We start from the raw sequence: 18,375 nt of genomic DNA on the forward strand, positions 1-18,375 counted from the left end.
TAAACCATTAGCATAGTACTGAGCACTTTACGCTTCGTAAAACAATTCTGCGGTTGCTTTATCGGCCACTTGCGATGACAAAGACGCAGCAACGGCTTCATCTGAATAATCGTGGCGTGTTTCTGGGTTCATACCGAGCTTTTTAATTAATTGCATGTCGGCATCGGCTTCTGGGTTTTCTGTAGTAAGAAGTTTATCACCATAAAATATAGAGTTTGCGCCTGCAAAAAAGCACATTGACTGCATTTGCTCGTTCATTGCAGTGCGCCCTGCTGATAAACGTACGTAGCTACGGGGCATCATAATACGTGCTGTGGCAATGGTACGAATAAACTCAAACTGATCTAAGTCATCAACGTTTTCAAGCGGTGTCCCTTTTACCTTTACTAGCATATTAATTGGCACGCTTTCGGGCTGCTGGGGTAAATTAGCCAACTGCATTAATAAGCCATAGCGGTCGCTTGCTTGCTCACCCATACCGACAATACCGCCGGAGCATACTTTCATACCAGCGTCTCGCACATTGCCTATAGTATCAAGGCGGTCTTGAAAGGTACGAGTTGATATAATTTGCTCATAGTATTCAGGTGAAGTGTCGAGGTTGTGGTTATAGTAATCAAGCCCTGCACTGCGCAGTTCATGGGCTTTTTCGTTATTTAACATGCCTAAAGTCATACAGGTTTCAAGGCCAAGGGCTTTTACTTCTTTTACCATTTGCGAAATGTATGGCATGTCTCTGTCTTTTGGATCTGACCATGCAGCCCCCATACAAAAACGAGTGGCGCCTTTTTGTTTTGCTAACCGTGCTTGCTCTACCACTTTTTCTACTTCTATTAGGCGCTCGCGTTCTAAATCAGTTTTGTAATGACCCGATTGCGGGCAATATTTACAGTCTTCTGGGCAGGCACCGGTTTTAATAGATAACAACGTAGAAATTTGTACTTCGTTTGGATTAAAATTAGCGCGATGCACAGAGGCTGCTTTAAATAATAAATCGTTAAATGGCATTTCAAATAAGGCTTTCACCTCACTGTGTGTCCAATCGTGTCGAACTGTTGCAAGCTCCATAATACTCTCTTTTATTTTTGCTCTTGGTGTTATTGGCTTAGAATACGTATTGCCGTACCATTGTCAACGAAGCTCACTTAGTTAAAGTTTACATATGAATACAAAACGAACGATAGACCTTGATTTTGATCGTCAGCACATTTGGCACCCCTACACATCAATGACTCAACCTATTCCGGTTTACCCCGTTACGCATGCAAATCACAACCTTATTCACTTAGAAACGGGCGAACAACTCATTGACGGTATGGCTTCATGGTGGAGTGCTATTCACGGCTATAACCACCCTGTTTTAAATGAAGCGATGCACGCCCAAATAAATAAAATGAGCCATGTAATGTTTGGTGGCATAACCCACCAGCCGGCAGTAGAGCTCTGTAAAAAGCTGGTAGCGATAACGCCAGAGGGATTAACAAAGGTGTTTTTAGCCGACAGTGGCTCAGTAAGTGTGGAAGTAGCTATAAAAATGGCGCTGCAATATTGGTTAAGCCAAGGAGTTACAACAAAACAAAAATTAATGACCCCGTTCAAAGGCTACCATGGCGATACGTTTGCAGCGATGAGTGTGTGCGATCCTATTAATTCTATGCATAGTTTGTACGCTGGTTTTTTGCCTGAGCATATTTTTGTGCCTGCCCCTATTAGCCAATTTAATAGTGCGTTTAATCAAGCTGAGGCCGATGAACTCGAAAGCTATTTTTTAAAGCACCACCAGCAAGTCGCCGCGTTTATTATTGAACCTATTGTGCAAAACGCCGGGGGGATGAATTTTTATCATCCTGAGTATTTAGCCTGTGTACGTAAGCTCTGCACTCAATACGATGTGCTGCTTATTTGCGATGAAATTGCCACCGGATTTGGCCGCACCGGCAAATTGTTTGCTGTAGAGCATGCCAATATAGAGCCCGATATACTATGTATAGGTAAAGCGCTGACTGGTGGCGCAATGACCCTTTCGGCAACCATAACTAGCGACAAAATAGCCACAGGAATCAGCGAAGGAGAAGCTGGGGTTTTGATGCACGGACCTACATTTATGGGAAATCCCCTTGCCTGTGCTGTTGCTTGCGCCAGTATTGATTTATTACTAAGCCAAAACTGGCAACACCGTATCAGCGAAATAAATACTCAATTACAGCAGCTTTATAAATGCCAAGCCCTCAGCGCCGTGGCGAATGTACGTACTTTAGGAGCTATTGGCGTAGTAGAGCTTACAGAAGAGGCTGGTAGCATTGATGTCGCTAAAATTCAGGCTTATTTTGTATCTCAAGGAGTATGGATACGCCCCTTTGGTAAACTAATTTACCTAATGCCACCGTATATAAGTGACAAAAACAGTATTCGCGCTTTATGTGATGCTATTTATAACGCCATAAAAGGTAAACATTACGTATAGATAGGTTAACTATTATTAAGGGTTACGTTAAAATTTATGCAAATAATTAGTTTGCTGCCTATTCGTCCCAAAACATTGGTATTTTTAGCCCTGACCTGTCATTTAGTGTGTTGATCTGAGTGATCTTTAGGGATATGATAATGCCTATCATTTACAATAACATTTATGGACTCACTTGCTATGAAAATATTACTTAAGCCTGCCAAGACATTAAGTGCAAGTTTTTTACTCGCCTCTGCTATTTTTGCACAACCAGCACTTGCTAACGGCCCAATTGGTGAGCATGTTAATCACCTTCAAGCTAACCTAAAAACCTACAATGAAGAAGTAGAATGGATGGTTGCAAAGGTTGATACCATGGTTAACGATTATGAAAAAAAAGGCGTAAAGGCAGTTAATAGTGATGATTTAATTGAGTACTGGGAGTCAGTTAAAATTCATAGTGCCATAGAAACTAATTACGTACCTGTGTACGCCTCTATTTGGCAAGGTTTATACGGCATAAAAATGGCTATCGATAATAAAAAACCAGCGCTAGAAGTACGCAAACAACAACAAGCAATGAACAATGCCCTATGGCAAGGATTAGGCGCAGTGAAACTAGCGGCTAAGTTTCAACAAAAAGGGTTATTAGATAGCGTAAAAGCAACAGCAACCAAAGAAATGACGCAAAGTGCGACCATTGACGAAATTAAACATAAATTAGACCGAGTGGTCGCTAAATACGCAGAACGTTTAAGCGATGAAGCCACCAACATAGTGCACGATACTTACCTACATTTATTTGAAGGTGTTGAAGGTACACTCATTGAGCAAGACGCGAAGTTAGTAGAAGTTCTAGAAAAAGACTTTAACGTAACACTTCCACAAGCAATTTCTAATAATAAAAGTGTTGATGAAGTTCGTGATGTGGTTGTTGATATGCAAACCAAACTAAGCCGCGCTCAAACGCTGATTGAAAAAGCAGAAAAAGCACGTAAGGATGTATTTTAAGTGAAACGCAGAACCTTTATTCAAGGCTTAGCTGCGTTAGGGGTAGCGGGTGCTTTACCGCTATCGCTTTCACGCGCTTTTGCCGCTGATATTGCTATTGCAAACCCCGTGTCTGTTGATACATTGCCTAAATTAAAAGGTGCATTGACGCTTTATTTAGGCCGTGGTGAAGGTGGCTTATACGAAAACGTATTACAAGCCATTCAAAAAAAGAACCCTGATCTTGACCTTGCCATTCGTCGCGGCCCTACCGCAGCGCTTGCCAACACCATTGTTGCCGAAGCAAATGCAGGGGTTAAACGTGCCGACTTATTTTGGGCAGTCGACTCTGGGGCAATTGGTTTAGTTACCGATGCCGGCCTTGCCAAGCCCATGCCGAGTGATTTATCAGCGCAATTACAGCCACAATTTAGATACGATGAATGGGCACCTGTTACTGGCCGTATTCGTACTTTACCCTTTAATACCGATCGCTTAACCAAAGAGCAAATTCCAACGAGCATTATGGACATTGCCGACAGTGATTTAAGTATTGGTTGGGCGCCTGCTTATGCTTCTTTTCAATCGTTTATTACCGCTATGCGACTTTTAGAAGGTGATGATAAAACAGCTAAGTGGCTTAAAAAAGTTAAAAAACGTTCTAAAACCTACGCCGGTGAACTCGGTGTGGTAATGGGCGTTGAACGTGGTGAAGTAGACATTGGTTTTGCCAATCATTACTACACGCTGCGCTTAAAATCAGGTAAACCCGATGCAAAACTTGATTTAGCCTTTACCCAAAATGATGCTGGCTGTTTAGTTAACGCTTCAGGTATTTTATCGTTATCTGAAGACCCACTGGCAATCAACTTTATGCGCTATTTACTTAGCATTGAAGTGCAAAGTTATTTAGCAAGCGAAGCCTATGAAATCCCTTTGGTTAATGGCATTACGCAACCCGATGGATTGCCTAAGTTAACCAGTATTTCGCCACCTAAAATTGATTTAACTCAGTTGGCTGATTTACGCCCAACTATAGATTTAATGCGCAGCAGCGGCGTTTTATAATGCGAATACCGACATCTTACCCAATGGCGCTGCTTGCAGCGCTAGTGACCCTGACCCCTATTTTTGTTTTAATTACGCTTGCCTCTGACGCAAGCTCTTTTTTTGATAGCCATAATTTAACTATTTTAGGCAATACCCTGTCGTTAATGGGATTAACTGTATTAGGTTCAATTTTAATTGGTGTGCCCTTGGCATTCATTAGTGCCTATGTGCAGTTACCGTTTAAAAAGTTTTGGCTGGTGGTGTTTGCAGCCCCGCTTGCTATTCCCAGTTACATTGGCGCTTTTACGCTTTATGCTGCATTTGGTCCCGGCGGTGAAATAAACAACTTACTTGGTTTTGAAACCCCTTCTATGTATGGGTTAACGGGAGCCGCCATTGTCATGACCTTGTATACTTTTCCGTTTGTTATGATGACTACCCGTTCGTCTTTACTTAGTTTAGATGCCAGTATGGTCAACGCTGCTCGCACACTGGGTATGTCGATGACGCAAAGCGTATTTAAAGTTATTTTACCCCGCGTAATAAATGGCATTGCTGCAGGGTCATTATTGGTTGCGCTGTATACCTTATCTGACTTTGGTACTCCCGCAATGATGCGCTTAGATACGTTTACCCGTGTTATTTATGTGGAATACAATGCTTTTGCATTAAGCCGTGCGGCTATGTTATCACTGCAACTGATGGTGATTGTTGGCTTTTTATTAATGATTGAATCACAAATAAAAACCGCCTCAGAGCGTCAAGGTCGTTCGCTTATTTTATTCCCTAAAAAATGGCAACTAGGCGCTATGTTTGCCACCTTTGCGCCTATTTTATTACTCGCTATTGGCCTACCTTTAGCAGTATTTACTTTGTGGTTAGTGCGTGATGGCTTTAGCTCGTTTGATTTTAGTATTGCCTGGCATTCAACTTACGCTTCAGCCATTGCCGCTATTGTTACCGTTATTGTGGCTATTCCGGTGGCACATGCAGCCCTAACCGGAAAAGCGGGTAAAGTAATGGAACGTGTTACTTACTTTGGTTTTGGTATTCCGGGTATAGTTATGGGCACAGCGCTTGTGTATGGCGGCTTACAACTACCCTTTTTATATCAAACGCTGGGCTTATTGATTATTGCTTATATGCTACGTTTTTTACCACTTGCGGTAGGTTCTGTGCGTACCAGCACCGAGCATCTTGACCCAAGTTTGGTAAAATCAGCTCGGGTATTAGGCGCAAGCCCGCGCGAAGCCTTTACGCGTATTACTTTACCTTTAACTATGCGTGGTATTATTGCAGGTGGCGCCTTGGTCTTTTTAGAGTCAATGCGTGAATTAGAAGCCACACTTTTATTAGGCCCCACTGGCTTTGAAACGCTATCTACCTACTTATGGCGTGTTTATGAAGCTGGTTATTTTGGCCGTGCTGCTATACCTGGCTTATTGTTGGTGGTGATTTCTGCGGGTGCTTTAGCTATTATGATGTCTGGCGAGAAACGCAACCAGTTTGAACATTAAGGATTTATAAAAAATGCTATCTGTAAGTCAGTTGTCTATAGATTATGGTAGTAACCGTGTTGTTAGCGATTTAAATTTCACCTTAGGTGAAAGCGAAATATTAATGCTTGTTGGTCCAACAGGTTGCGGAAAAAGTACTATTTTACAAGCGTTAGCGGGGCTTTTACCGATTAGCGAGGGTGAAATTAAAGTGGCTAAATGGACAGCGACACCAAAGCATACTGTGGCGCCTGAAAAACGCAGCGTAGGTATGGTGTTTCAAGACTTTGCATTATTTCCCCATTTAACAGTTGAACAAAACGTATGTTTTAAACTTAAAGACAGCAGTCCTGCCGATCACTGGCTAAAACTTCTTGGTTTAGATGCATTTAGGCATAAAAAACCAGCCACACTGTCAGGCGGGCAAAAGCAACGCGTAGCATTAGCGCGTACCCTTGCCCACCAACCTGACTTTGTATTACTTGATGAGCCGTTATCTAACCTTGATGCTGCCTTAAAAGATATGTTGCGTTGGGATATCCGCAACGCATTAAAAGAAGCTGGTGTACCGGCAATTTGGGTAACGCACGATCAAGAAGAAGCGCTTTCGGTGGGCGATCGTGTGGGTGTTTTAAAAGGCGGTAAAATACAACAAATTGACACCCCAGAGCAGTGTTTTAGTACCCCAAACAACCGCTTTGTTGCCCGCTTTTTAGGTGAAGCCAGCTTTATAAAAGGAACCCTAAATAACGGCCAAGCGCTTACCGATATTGGTAATGTACCTGCAAACGGCGTTGATTGTGACACTGGTGAGGTAGAAGTTTTACTTCGTCCAGATGATGTATTATTAGTACAAAGCAGTATTGGTAATAATGGTGAAGTAATTTGGGTACGCTTTGAAGGCGGTAGCCGTTTATGCGCGGTTAAACTTGCATGCGAAACCGTGGTAACTAGCCGAGTAAGCCATGAGGTGGTTGTACACCCAGGTGACAAGGTACATGTTTCGCTCAGTACATCTCACCCATTGGCGGCATTTAAAAGCTAACGCGTAATAACACGAGTAGTTTTATGAAAAAGCCCTAATTTTGGGCTTTTCTTATAATTACCACTCAAACATGTAGGCCATTTTACTAATGGTTTTAAGCGGGATGTTATGGCTATTGCGCTTGGCATATAAGTGCTGCATTGATTTGTCTTTTACTTCACCAACAATCACTTCTTTTACTTGATACCCTAAAGCTATCGCTGCTTGTGAATAGGCAATAAATTCCCACTTTTTAATATTGGTGTTATCCACTATGACCAGTTCAATGCCTTGTGCTAAGGCATTAATAAAACGGGCCAAGTTTAAATTATGATATTGCGATAATTTAAACTTATCAAAATGGTACTCACCCTGCTCGTTAACAAAGTAATCATCTGTTGAGCAAATAAAATATTGGCTTTCATCTGCTCCGGAAAGTTCCTCGGCGAGATTTTGCGCATAATATGACTTACCACTGCCTGGTAGCCCTCGTAAAATAAAAACTTGTTTCATAGCATCCATTTTTTATTAATACGTCAATTCGGTTTATTTGCTAATAATGCCACAAATTGATGAAATTTCAGAGCAACAAATGGTAATAGTAGCCATTTAACACTAAAAACTGGTTAAAAAAACCGCGCATGACTAAAAACTTTTAAAGAGTTGCCCACAACAGTTTTTTTATTTTACTTTACTAGGTATTATACAAGGTTCAAGTGCAGTGACCTTACATACATAAATGCATGAGTAACGCACAATTAATTTATATAGTTAGGCAACTTATATCATTGGAGTGAAGATGAGCCATTTAGCGATTTCAGAGCTATTAAAAGGCAATGTTGCGGTAGACAGCCAAGTAACCATTAAAGGCTGGATCCGTACACGCCGCGATTCAAAAGCAGGAATATCATTTTTAGCCGTTCATGACGGTTCGTGTTTTGATCCTATTCAAGCGGTAGTTCCTAATTCACTGAATAATTATGATGAAGTTACAAGCTTAACAGCAGGCTGTTCTGTATCGGTTACCGGTGTATTAGTACAATCAGCAGGACAAGGCCAATCTTTCGAAATTCAAGCTAACTCAGTGACTGTGTTAGGCTGGGTTGAAAATCCAGATACTTACCCAATGTCGGCTAAGCGCCACAGCATTGAGTATTTACGTGAGCACGCTCACCTTCGCCCGCGCACCAACATGATTGGCGCAGTAACGCGTGTACGTAACTGTTTAGCGCAAGCGATTCATCGTTTTTACCATGAGCAAGGTTTTTACTGGATCAGCACACCAATCATCACAGCCAGTGACTGTGAAGGCGCAGGTGAAATGTTTCGCGTATCAACCCTTGATATGCAAAACCTGCCAATGACAGATAAAGGCAAAATTGATTACAGCGAAGACTTTTTTGGTAAAGAAGCATTCCTAACGGTATCTGGCCAGCTAAACGGTGAAACATATGCGTCAGCTATGTCTAAAATTTACACCTTTGGTCCTACGTTCCGTGCAGAGAATTCAAATACATCTCGCCACTTAGCTGAATTTTGGATGGTAGAGCCAGAAGTTGCGTTTGCTGATTTAGAAGATATCGCAAAATTGGCTGAAAACATGCTTAAGTACGTGTTTAAAGCGGTATTAGAAGAACGCCGCGACGACATGGAGTTTTTTGCTCAACGTATCGAAAAAACAGCCATTAGCCGTTTAGAAGAATTTGTTGAAAAAGACTTCGCACAAGTTGATTACACAGACGCTGTAGAAATTCTAAAAGCATGTGGCAAGAAATTTGAGTACGCTGTTGAATGGGGTGTAGATTTACAGTCTGAGCACGAGCGTTACCTAGCAGAAGAACACTTTAAAGCACCGGTTGTTATTAAAAACTACCCGCGCGATATTAAAGCATTTTACATGCGTCAAAACGAAGACGGTAAAACCGTTGCGGCAATGGACGTAGTGGCACCTGGCATTGGTGAGATCATTGGTGGTTCACAACGTGAAGAGCGTCTTGATGTATTAGATGCACGCCTTGACGAAATGGGCTTAAATAAAGAAGACTACAGCTGGTACCGCGACCTACGTAAATACGGTAGCGTGCCACACTCTGGCTTTGGTTTAGGGTTTGAGCGCTTAGTTGCTTACGTTACCGGTATGGGTAACGTACGTGATGTGATTGCATTCCCTCGTACTAAAGGCAGCGCAACTTACTAAGCCACGCTTTGTAACGTTAAATAAAAAACCAACCTACGGGTTGGTTTTTTATTGCCAAATTATACCAATGTGCATAAATACTTGAGCAATTTAACGAATTGCCCCCCTACGTAAGCTAATTGGTATTAATACTAAATTTTTATAAATATCTTGCGTTTATAAAGCATATTTGAAATTAACCAAAAGCCAATAATATGTAATAAAGCAAATATGAACGATGCTAATTTAGCGCTCATTACTAAGGCTAACTGTTGATACATCCAATCACCTAAATTAAGCTCGCCAATATTAATCAGTGAATAGCTCAGTACCCACACAGCCGATAATACATATATAAACAGTGGATTTGAGCCATATACAATTAACGGATTAACAACACGCTCGGGTTTTACTATGTCGCAAAGCCACACAAAAAAGGCCAGTACAATACAGGCAATTCCTGAGGTGTAAATAACAAAGGTACTGGTCCAAAGCGATTTATTAATTGGCATAATCAGCGAGCCTAATTGCCCTAGCGCAATACAGACAACCCCAATGACCAACAAACGCTTAATACTTGTCCATTGACTGCTAGAGCTGGTAAGTAAGCGGGTGACCTCAAAACCAAATAAAACACTCACGACACTAGGTAAGGTGCTCAAAAGCCCTTCTGGATCAAACGCTAACCCTTTAGCTTGCCACAAATGCGATTCACCTAACACCGCTATATCAACCGATCTAACCAGGTTATTTTCTAGCGTATAAGCGTTATTAGTGCCAACACTTAAAAGCAGTAACCAATATGCAATTAAAATAACAACCGATAAGCTGATCACCCCTCGCCTATTGAGTAACAAGACACAGATAGACGCTAAAATATAGGCAATACCTATTCGCTGTAATACGCCCAGTATTCTTAAGTTTTCAATGCTCGTGGTAAAGGGATAAATATTTAACGCTAAGCCAATAGCAAAAATAATTGCACCGCGTTTTATCAGCCGAAACACTTGGCTTGCATTAGCTGTGCTGTTGGTTTTTTTAAATGAAAAAAACATCGCAGAGCCAATAATAAACATAAAAAACGGAAAAATTACATCCGTTGGTGTACATCCATGCCAATCGGCATGAAGTAAAGGGGCATACACGTGGGACCACGATCCCGGTGTATTTACCAGTATCATTAATGCGATGGTTAACCCCCGCATAGCATCAAGCGCTTTATACCTTGTCATTTTGGCTCCTATTTAATAATTTGTATGACTACAAATGACAACGCTGTCACTTTGTTATAAAAAAAGTCAAGCGCAAGTAATTTAGATAAGTGGCGTTAATGAATTAAAAAAGCCGCAGAATCAAGAATGAAACGGCGGCTTTAAATCAGAATATTTAACTTTATTAATGCTGTGGTTATTAAACTTTATAAAGCTTGTTCAAGCTCAGGTAATACATCAAATAAATCAGCAACTAAACCGTAATCAGCAACTTGGAATATTGGCGCGTCTGGGTCTTTATTAATGGCCACAATAATTTTTGAATCTTTCATGCCTGCTAAATGCTGAATTGCACCACTAATACCTACGGCAATATATAAGTTAGGCGCAACAATTTTACCTGTTTGACCTACTTGCATGTCGTTAGGGACAAAGCCTGCATCAACCGCTGCACGTGAAGCGCCAATTGCAGCCCCCAGTTTATCGGCAATACCATTAAGTAGTGCAAAGTTTTCACCATTTTGCATGCCACGACCACCTGAAATAACCACATCAGCTGCGGTGAGCTCTGGACGTTCAGATTCAGTTTGCTCAACGCTAACAAAGCTACTTAACTGTGAGTCAGAGACCGTATCTACGGTTGCGACATTAGCTGGTGCTTGTTCGCCTTGTAAATCAAAGCTACTTGCACGCACGGTGATCACTTTTTTATTATCGAGTGATTTAACCGTTGCAATGGCATTACCCGCGTATATTGGGCGTTTAAACGTATCTGCGTCAATAACATCAATAATTTCTGAAATTTGCGCAACATCTAATAATGCGGCCACGCGTGGCATAAAGTTTTTACCTGTCGTCGTGGCACTTGCCACAATATGGCTGTAGTTATCTGCAAGTGATAACACTAAATCTGTCATACTTTCAGCAAGTTGATGCTCATAAACCGCATTATCTGCAAGTAATACATTCGCAACACCCTCAATGCTCGCAAGTGACTCACTCATGGCACCTAGGTTTATGCCTGCTAATAAGACATCGACATCAAAGCCCATTTTTACAGCAGCATTTATCGTTTTTGAGGTTTCTGGTTTTAAGGCACCGTTATCGTGCTCTGCAATTACAAGAGTTTTCATTTAAATCACCTTTGCCTCTGTTTTAAGTTTTTCTACAAGCTGTGCAACGTCTTCAACAATAATGCCGCCGCTGCGTTTTGCTGGTTCTTCTACACGAACGACTTCAATACGCGGTGTTAAATCGACACCTAACGAATCAGCCGCAATAACTTCTAGCGGTTTACGTTTAGCTTTCATGATATTAGGTAGCGACGCATAACGTGGCTCGTTTAAACGTAAATCGGTGGTTACAATCGCTGGTAAATTTAGTGCAACAGTTTGCAAACCGCCATCAACTTCGCGGGTTACATTCACTTTGCCATTTTCAATAACGACTTTTGAGGCAAATGTGCCTTGGCCGCGATTAGTTAATGCAGCGAGCATTTGGCCTGTTTGATTATTATCAGAATCGATAGATTGCTTGCCTAAAATAACGAGCTCAGGAGATTCTTGCTCAACCACTTTCGCAAGTAACTTTGCAATATGAAGAGATTCTAGGTTTTGCTCGGTTTCAACATGAATCGCTTTATCAGCGCCAAGGGCAAGTGCTGTGCGTAATTGCTCTTGTGATGCTTTAGCGCCAATAGTCACAACAACCACTTCGCTTGCAGTACCCGCTTCTTTTAAACGAATCGCTTCTTCTACCGCAATTTCACAAAATGGGTTCATTGCCATTTTTACGTTTGTTAAATCAACACCGCTGTTATCAGGTTTAACGCGAGCTTTTACGTTGTAATCAATCACTCTTTTTATTGGTACGAGAACTTTCATAGGGACTCCATAATTATTTAAACCTATAAGCTAACGTATACGTCAACCTATTTATTTTATGAAATCAGACTACTTCCTGTTGACGTAAACGTCAACCTAAAATAACCTTAAACTATTCACAACCTGTAACGTTTAATTTGCATCACAAAATAACAGGTTGCTTAGCTTACTTTTTGCCTATAGGGCAAGAGTAAGTCCGTCATAGATAAAGAGGTTATTATGATTGAACGCGAAACCATGGAATTTGACGTTGTTGTTGTCGGGGCAGGCCCTGCTGGGCTTTCAACAGCAATTAAACTCGCGCAGCAAGCTCAAGAAAAACAACAAGAGTGCATGATTTGTGTGGTTGAAAAAGGCTCTGAAGTGGGCGCGCATGTATTATCAGGTGCTGTTTTTGAAACCAAAGCATTGGATGAACTACTGCCAAACTGGCAAGAATTGGGCGCGCCTGTTACGACTAAAGTCCAAAGCGATGAAATTTATTGGTTTAATAACGAACAAAAAGCAACCTCTATCCCTCATTTTGCAACCCCTAACACATTTCATAATAACGGTAACTACATTGTTTCTATGGGGAATGTATGTCGTTGGCTTGCTGAGCAAGCAGAAGACTTGGGCGTTGAAATATTTCCAGGCTTTAGTGCTCATTCAGTCATTATTGAAGATGATGTTGTTAAAGGCATTATTACCGGTGATATGGGGCTGGATAAAAACGGCGACGAAAAAGACGGTTACATGCCGGGTATGGAGTTACGTGCTAAATACACGGTATTTGCTGAGGGCTGTCGCGGCCATTTAGGTAAACAGCTGATTAATCAATTTGCATTAGACGATGAATGCTCGCCTCAGCATTACGGTTTAGGCTTTAAAGAAATTTGGCAAGTGGATGAATCTAAACACCAGCTTGGTAAAGTAGTTCACGGAACCGGTTGGCCATTGAGTGGCGATACTGGCGGTGGTGCTTTTATGTATCATAGCGAAAACAACCAAGTGGTTGTGGGGTTAATTGTTGATTTAAATTATTCAAATCCACATTTAAGCCCGTTTGATGAGTTTCAGCGCTTAAAACACCACCCGGTATTTAAAAACACCCTCGAAGGGGGTGAGCGTATTGCTTATGGTGCGCGCGCCATTGCCAAAGGCGGTTTACACTCTTTGCCTAAAATGCATTTCCCGGGTGGCTTGTTAGTGGGCTGTGATGCAGGCACGCTTAATTTTGCAAAAATTAAAGGTAATCATACGGCTATGAAGTCAGGCATGATAGCCGCTGAGGTCATTTTTAATGCGCTACAAAACGATTTAGCTAACACGGATTTAACCCAGTACACTGCTGAGTTTAAAAAGTCATGGGCGTATAAAGAGCTGTATCAATCTCGTAACTTTGGCCCTGCAATGCATACATTAGGTAAATTTGCAGGCGGTGCATACAACACCCTTGATCAAAACATATTTAAGGGTGCCCTACCGTTTAGTTTTAAAGATAACGTACCCGATCACGCCACTTTAAAAGACGCTGATCAAACTGAAAAGATTGCCTATCCGAAGCCTGATGGCAAACTCAGCTTTGATAAGCTTTCTTCGGTATTTTTATCAAACACTAATCATGAAGAATCGCAGCCGTGTCATTTAAAACTCAAAGATGCATCAATTCCGATTAAGGTAAATTTAGTTAAATTTGATGAACCTGCACAGCGATACTGCCCTGCCGGCGTTTATGAAGTACAAGAAGTCGAAGGCGAGCAAGTCTTTGTGATCAATGCACAAAACTGTGTGCATTGTAAAACCTGTGATATTAAAGATCCGAGCCAAAATATCACCTGGGTCACCCCTGAAGGTGCTGGCGGTCCTAACTACCCCAATATGTAACAACCTTTCTAAAGAAATTATAAACTTATCCTAAATTGCAGGGGCTTCGGCCCCTTTTTTGCGCTATGCTGTTAAGTAATATGAATAAATGAGAGTGTGCTATGGCGTCGTCGAGTGTAATTTTTCGTTTTTTAGCAGAGCCTACCGATGTAAATTTTGGTGGTAAGGTGCATGGTGGTGTGGTCATGAAGTGGATTGACCAAGCAGGCTATGCCTGTGCTGCAGGTTGGAGCGGTCATTACTGCGTAACCGTATCGGTTGCGGGCGTTAAGTTTAGCCGTCCTATTTTGGTTGGCCAAATTGTTGAAGTGGAAGCCAAAATTGCACACACCGGTAAAACCAGTATGCAAATTTTCATACAAGTACGCTGTGGCGACCCTAAAACCCAAAACTTAGTTGAAACTAATCATTGTGTAATAAGTTTTGTTGCTATGGATGAGACGGGTTACCCTGTTGCCGTTCCTGAATTCACATCTGTTACTGACGAAGATAAAAAGCTAGAAAATTACGCCATTAAAATGAAACAAATAGCGATAGAAACAGAAAACTTACTTTATCAAGTTTAATTAAGTACCTTTTGCAGGTATGTATAAACTACAACAAGTTGTAAATTCTACAATTTTTATTTTTTACAAATTAACAGTACGCTTAACAGCTGGATGTTTTGCGTACTTAAATCACCAAAAAAGTTCAATAAATACACTTTAAGAGCAAATATTAAACAAAAAAATTATTGGCATGTTCACTGCAATTAGTAAATCGACGTTTGATGAATCTATCGAACATTAGATTTTATTTTTTAAAGGAGCTATACAATGATTAAAACACTTTCTCTTTCTGCACTTGCTTTAGCAACACTGGGTTTTAATTCAGCAGCACAGGCTGATGTTACCGACATGGACTCTCCACGTATTTATACGGGTATTGGTTACGGCCAATATTCATTTCAGTTTGAAGATAGCGAAAACGACACCGATTTCGATGACGACGCGCAAATGTTAAAAGGTTATATCGGTACTCAATTTAATGAACATTTAAGCCTTGAACTTGCCTATCAAAATTTTGATGAAGTGAGTGACATAGACAGTAAAGCAGAAATTGATGGGGTATCACTAGCAGCGCGTTTTGCAGCGCCAATCACTGAAGATTTTTCTGTTTATGCAAAAGGCGGTTGGTTTGAATGGGATGCTGATTTAACTCAAGAACTACCAGTAGGCAGCGTTAGCGTATCACAAGACGGTGGTGACGTATTTTATGGTGCAGGTATTGAATATGCTTTCACAACCAATATGCAAGTGCGTTTAGAGTATGAGCGTTACGAATTAGATGATGATATTGATCCAGAAATGGACGTTGCGTCAGTATCTTTCCAATATATGTTTTAATAATAGCTTAATTATTAAATCGTTAGGTAAGGCTATTTGTAGCCTTGCCTTTTTTATTTCACATTTAAACCTGTTAGTCTAAAAATAAAATACTCTCCAAATTAAGCTAATGCCACCAATGGCAATTACAGGTAGAATACCCCCCTATTTTATTTGTTAGCGAGCATTATGAGCGATTATCAAATTTCGGCTATTGGCCATATCCAATCACCGTATAAACAAAAATTTGCCATTCCTAGACAACCACGACTCGTGCCAGAAGCAAAAGCGAAACTCATTTTTGCTCCAGATTTTAATCGTGAAGAATTTATTCGTGGTTTAGATGAATTTAGCCATATTTGGCTGTTATTTCGTTTTCATGAAACCGCAGATAAAGGCTATTCAGCAATGGTTCGTCCGCCTCGTTTAGGTGGGAACGAACGCAAGGGCGTATTTGCCACACGTGCCACATTCAGACCTAACGCCATTGGCATGAGTGCTGTTAAGCTGGAGGGAATTGAATACAAAAATGGCCAGTTGGCGTTATTGCTCGCCGGTATTGATTTACTTGATGGCACACCCATTATAGACATAAAGCCTTATTTGCCCTATTCAGACTCATTACCTGATGCCAGCGCAGGTTTTGCCGACACGCGTCCAGAAACTCACATGAGTGTTGAATTTAGTCAACAGGCTATAGCATTTATAAACAAGCAAAGTCACTACCCTGACCTGCAAGCGTTTATTAGTAATGTACTAAAACAAGACCCACGCCCTGCGTATAAAAAGCAAAAACAAGGCATACAAAGTTATGGCATGAATTTGTATGAATACAACATTACTTGGCAAGTAACCGATTCACATCACTTGGTTACCCAGATAGAAAATTGCTAAATCGAGCGAAAGCTTTGCTATGGCTATAAAATACGATAAATAATCACTTAGCGCTTTAGTGTCAATGCAACCGCTGGTAAACTGATCGCCTTAATTAAAAGAACATATTACTCTATTTCGGAAAAAAAATGCGTACTAGTCAATATATACTCGCTACACTTAAAGAAACGCCATCTGATGCGGAAATTGTTTCGCATCAATTAATGCTAAGAGCCGGAATGATCCGTCGCGTCGCCTCAGGTTTATACACGTGGCTTCCCTCTGGTTTACGTGTGCTTAGAAAAGTAGAAAACATAGTACGCGAAGAAATGGATAAAGCAGGCGCTATTGAAATGCTCATGCCAGTAATTCAACCTGCTGACTTATGGGAAGAATCGGGTCGTTGGAGTGAGTTTGGTCCTGAGCTAATGCGCTTTACTGACCGCCATGATCGTGAATTTGCTATGGGCCCGACACATGAAGAAGTGATCACTGATTTTGTCCGCAAAGAAATTAACAGCTACAAGCAATTGCCTATTACTCTGTACCAAGTACAAACTAAAGTACGTGACGAACGTCGTCCACGTTTTGGTGTAATGCGTGCCCGCGAATTTACCATGAAAGATGCCTACTCATTCCATTTAACCGATGAATGTTTAGATGCAACTTATCAAGTAATGCATAAAGCCTACTGTAATATTTTTGAACGTTTAGGCCTAGATTACCGCCCTGTTATTGCTGATACCGGCTCTATAGGCGGTAGTGTATCGCATGAGTTTCACGTACTTGCTGAATCTGGCGAAGACGCTATTGCCTTTAGTGATGCCAGTGACTACGCCGCTAATATTGAAAAAGCTGAAGCGCTAGCGCCAACTGAATCGCGCCCTGAAGCAAGCAAAGAGCTAAAAGCATTCCCAACGCCTGATGCTAAAACAATTAATGAGCTGAAAAAACACTATGGTGTAAAACCACATCGCGGTGTTAAAACACTGATTGTTTATGGCGCCCCTGATGAAGACGGAAAACGTGGCTTAGTTGCACTAGTACTGCGTGGCGATCACGAGCTTAATGAACTTAAAGCTGAAAAACACCCACTGGTTGCTGCACCATTAGAAATGGCAACCGAGGCAGATATTGTGGCTGCCATTGGCGCAAAACCGGGTTCTTTAGGCCCTGTTGGCTTAAACATGCCAATTATTGTTGATAGAACAGCGAATGTAATGGCTGATTTTGTAGCTGGTGCCAACAAAGACGATGAGCACTTTAGTGGTATTAACTGGGACCGCGACGTAACAGACTACGAAGTTGCTGATATCCGTAATATTGTTGAGGGCGATCCTAGCCCGTGTGGTCAAGGCACGTTGCAAATTAAGCGCGGTATTGAAGTTGGTCATATTTTCCAACTAGGTACTAAGTACTCAGAAGCAATGAAAGCAGGTGTATTAAGCGAATCGGGTAAAAACCAAACAATGACTATGGGTTGTTATGGTATTGGTGTATCGCGTGTTGTTGCCGCTGCCATTGAGCAAAATAACGACCAATACGGTATTACCTGGCCTAAAGCCATCGCCCCTTTCGATTTAGCAATTGTGCCAATGAATATGCATAAATCGCATCGTATCCCTGATATTGCTAATAATCTATATCAAGGTTTGAAAGATGCAGGTTTAGATGTGCTATTTGATGACCGTAAAGAGCGCCCTGGTGTTATGTTTAACGACATGGAATTACTCGGTGTACCTTACACGCTTGTAATTGGTGAGCGTAACCTTGATGAAAACAAGGTAGAACTTAAAAACCGCCGCACTGGTGAAAAGCTAATGATAGATATTGATAGCGCGATTGAAACAATCAAAAATCAATTTAATGCATAAGCTTAAATTTAATTAAAAAACCGCTGTATGATTTTTTCATACAGCGGTTTTTTATTAATTCCTGTAAGCCAAGCTCGATTTTTAAGTACTCATTTCAGCACTAAAACCTAATAATAATTAAT

16 protein-coding genes are annotated in these 18,375 nt (G+C 41.1%); 11 read left to right on the forward strand and 5 right to left on the reverse strand.

Features of this window, described 5'->3' with window-relative positions; all coding sequences use genetic code 11:
* Positions 1-27: 27 nt before the first annotated feature.
* Positions 28-1,068 carry a biotin synthase BioB gene (bioB, locus tag KG708_RS03950; protein ID WP_213608197.1) on the reverse strand — a complete coding sequence of 347 codons (1,041 nt, stop codon included), beginning with the start codon at positions 1,066-1,068 and terminating at the stop codon, positions 28-30.
* Positions 1,069-1,162: 94 nt separating this feature from the next.
* Here bioB and bioA point away from each other — a divergent pair, with 94 nt between their 5' ends.
* The 5 genes from bioA (at position 1,163) to KG708_RS03975 (ending at position 7,027) form a co-directional block, all read left to right on the forward strand.
* Positions 1,163-2,464: an adenosylmethionine--8-amino-7-oxononanoate transaminase gene (gene bioA, locus KG708_RS03955; RefSeq protein WP_213608198.1), complete on the forward strand. Its 1,302-nt coding sequence runs from the start codon at positions 1,163-1,165 to the stop codon at positions 2,462-2,464.
* A gap of 180 nt (positions 2,465-2,644) precedes the next feature.
* The gene (locus tag KG708_RS03960) at positions 2,645-3,457 is read left to right on the forward strand and encodes a hypothetical protein (RefSeq protein ID WP_213608199.1); all 813 of its coding nucleotides are present in this window, start codon (positions 2,645-2,647) and stop codon (positions 3,455-3,457) included.
* Positions 3,458-4,504 (forward strand): extracellular solute-binding protein, encoded by a 1,047-nt coding sequence (locus KG708_RS03965; RefSeq protein ID WP_213608200.1) that lies wholly within the window; start codon positions 3,458-3,460, stop codon positions 4,502-4,504.
* Positions 4,504-6,003: an iron ABC transporter permease gene (locus KG708_RS03970; protein ID WP_213608201.1), complete on the forward strand. Its 1,500-nt coding sequence runs from the start codon at positions 4,504-4,506 to the stop codon at positions 6,001-6,003. Before KG708_RS03965 ends, KG708_RS03970 begins: the two co-directional genes overlap by 1 nt.
* Positions 6,004-6,016: 13 nt before the next feature.
* Positions 6,017-7,027, forward strand: a complete 1,011-nt coding sequence (locus tag KG708_RS03975; RefSeq protein ID WP_213608202.1) for an ABC transporter ATP-binding protein — start codon at positions 6,017-6,019, stop codon at positions 7,025-7,027.
* A 57-nt stretch (positions 7,028-7,084) separates the two neighbouring features.
* Here KG708_RS03975 and KG708_RS03980 read toward each other — a convergent pair whose 3' ends face one another.
* Positions 7,085-7,519: an ATP-binding protein gene (locus KG708_RS03980; RefSeq protein WP_008113825.1), complete on the reverse strand. Its 435-nt coding sequence runs from the start codon at positions 7,517-7,519 to the stop codon at positions 7,085-7,087.
* Positions 7,520-7,805: 286 nt separating this feature from the next.
* On the opposite strand from KG708_RS03980, the gene asnS reads away from it, so the two are divergent.
* A complete protein-coding gene (gene asnS, locus KG708_RS03985; RefSeq protein WP_213608203.1) occupies positions 7,806-9,203 on the forward strand; it encodes an asparagine--tRNA ligase in 1,398 nt (465 codons plus the stop codon).
* Positions 9,204-9,334: 131 nt separating this feature from the next.
* Here asnS and KG708_RS03990 read toward each other — a convergent pair whose 3' ends face one another.
* The 3 genes from KG708_RS03990 to KG708_RS04000 form a co-directional block, all read right to left on the reverse strand.
* On the reverse strand, positions 9,335-10,414 hold the full coding sequence (locus KG708_RS03990; protein WP_213608204.1) for a heparan-alpha-glucosaminide N-acetyltransferase domain-containing protein: 1,080 nt from the start codon (positions 10,412-10,414) through the stop codon (positions 9,335-9,337).
* A 185-nt stretch (positions 10,415-10,599) separates the two neighbouring features.
* Complete coding sequence (locus KG708_RS03995) at positions 10,600-11,526, reverse strand: FAD-binding protein (protein ID WP_213608205.1); 927 nt, start codon at positions 11,524-11,526, stop codon at positions 10,600-10,602.
* Positions 11,527-12,276 carry an electron transfer flavoprotein subunit beta/FixA family protein gene (locus tag KG708_RS04000; protein ID WP_013464986.1) on the reverse strand — a complete coding sequence of 250 codons (750 nt, stop codon included), beginning with the start codon at positions 12,274-12,276 and terminating at the stop codon, positions 11,527-11,529. It abuts the gene before it with no gap.
* A 219-nt stretch (positions 12,277-12,495) separates the two neighbouring features.
* On the opposite strand from KG708_RS04000, the gene KG708_RS04005 reads away from it, so the two are divergent.
* From KG708_RS04005 to KG708_RS04025, 5 genes are all read left to right on the forward strand, one after another.
* Positions 12,496-14,142 (forward strand): electron transfer flavoprotein-ubiquinone oxidoreductase, encoded by a 1,647-nt coding sequence (locus KG708_RS04005; protein ID WP_213608206.1) that lies wholly within the window; start codon positions 12,496-12,498, stop codon positions 14,140-14,142.
* A gap of 101 nt (positions 14,143-14,243) precedes the next feature.
* The gene (locus KG708_RS04010) at positions 14,244-14,708 is read left to right on the forward strand and encodes an acyl-CoA thioesterase (RefSeq protein ID WP_024602547.1); all 465 of its coding nucleotides are present in this window, start codon (positions 14,244-14,246) and stop codon (positions 14,706-14,708) included.
* 249 nt (positions 14,709-14,957) lie between these two features.
* Entirely contained in the window at positions 14,958-15,527 is a 570-nt protein-coding gene (locus KG708_RS04015; protein WP_013464990.1) for an outer membrane beta-barrel protein, read from the forward strand.
* Between the two features lie 168 nt (positions 15,528-15,695).
* Positions 15,696-16,400, forward strand: coding sequence for a tRNA (N6-threonylcarbamoyladenosine(37)-N6)-methyltransferase TrmO (tsaA, locus tag KG708_RS04020; protein ID WP_213608207.1), 705 nt, complete (start codon positions 15,696-15,698; stop codon positions 16,398-16,400).
* 128 nt (positions 16,401-16,528) lie between these two features.
* Positions 16,529-18,253: a proline--tRNA ligase gene (locus tag KG708_RS04025; RefSeq protein WP_213608208.1), complete on the forward strand. Its 1,725-nt coding sequence runs from the start codon at positions 16,529-16,531 to the stop codon at positions 18,251-18,253.
* Positions 18,254-18,375 lie beyond the last annotated feature (122 nt).

Origin of the sequence: Pseudoalteromonas sp. (genome assembly GCF_018402495.1) — a bacterium.
Classification (GTDB): Bacteria; Pseudomonadota; Gammaproteobacteria; order Enterobacterales; family Alteromonadaceae; genus Pseudoalteromonas.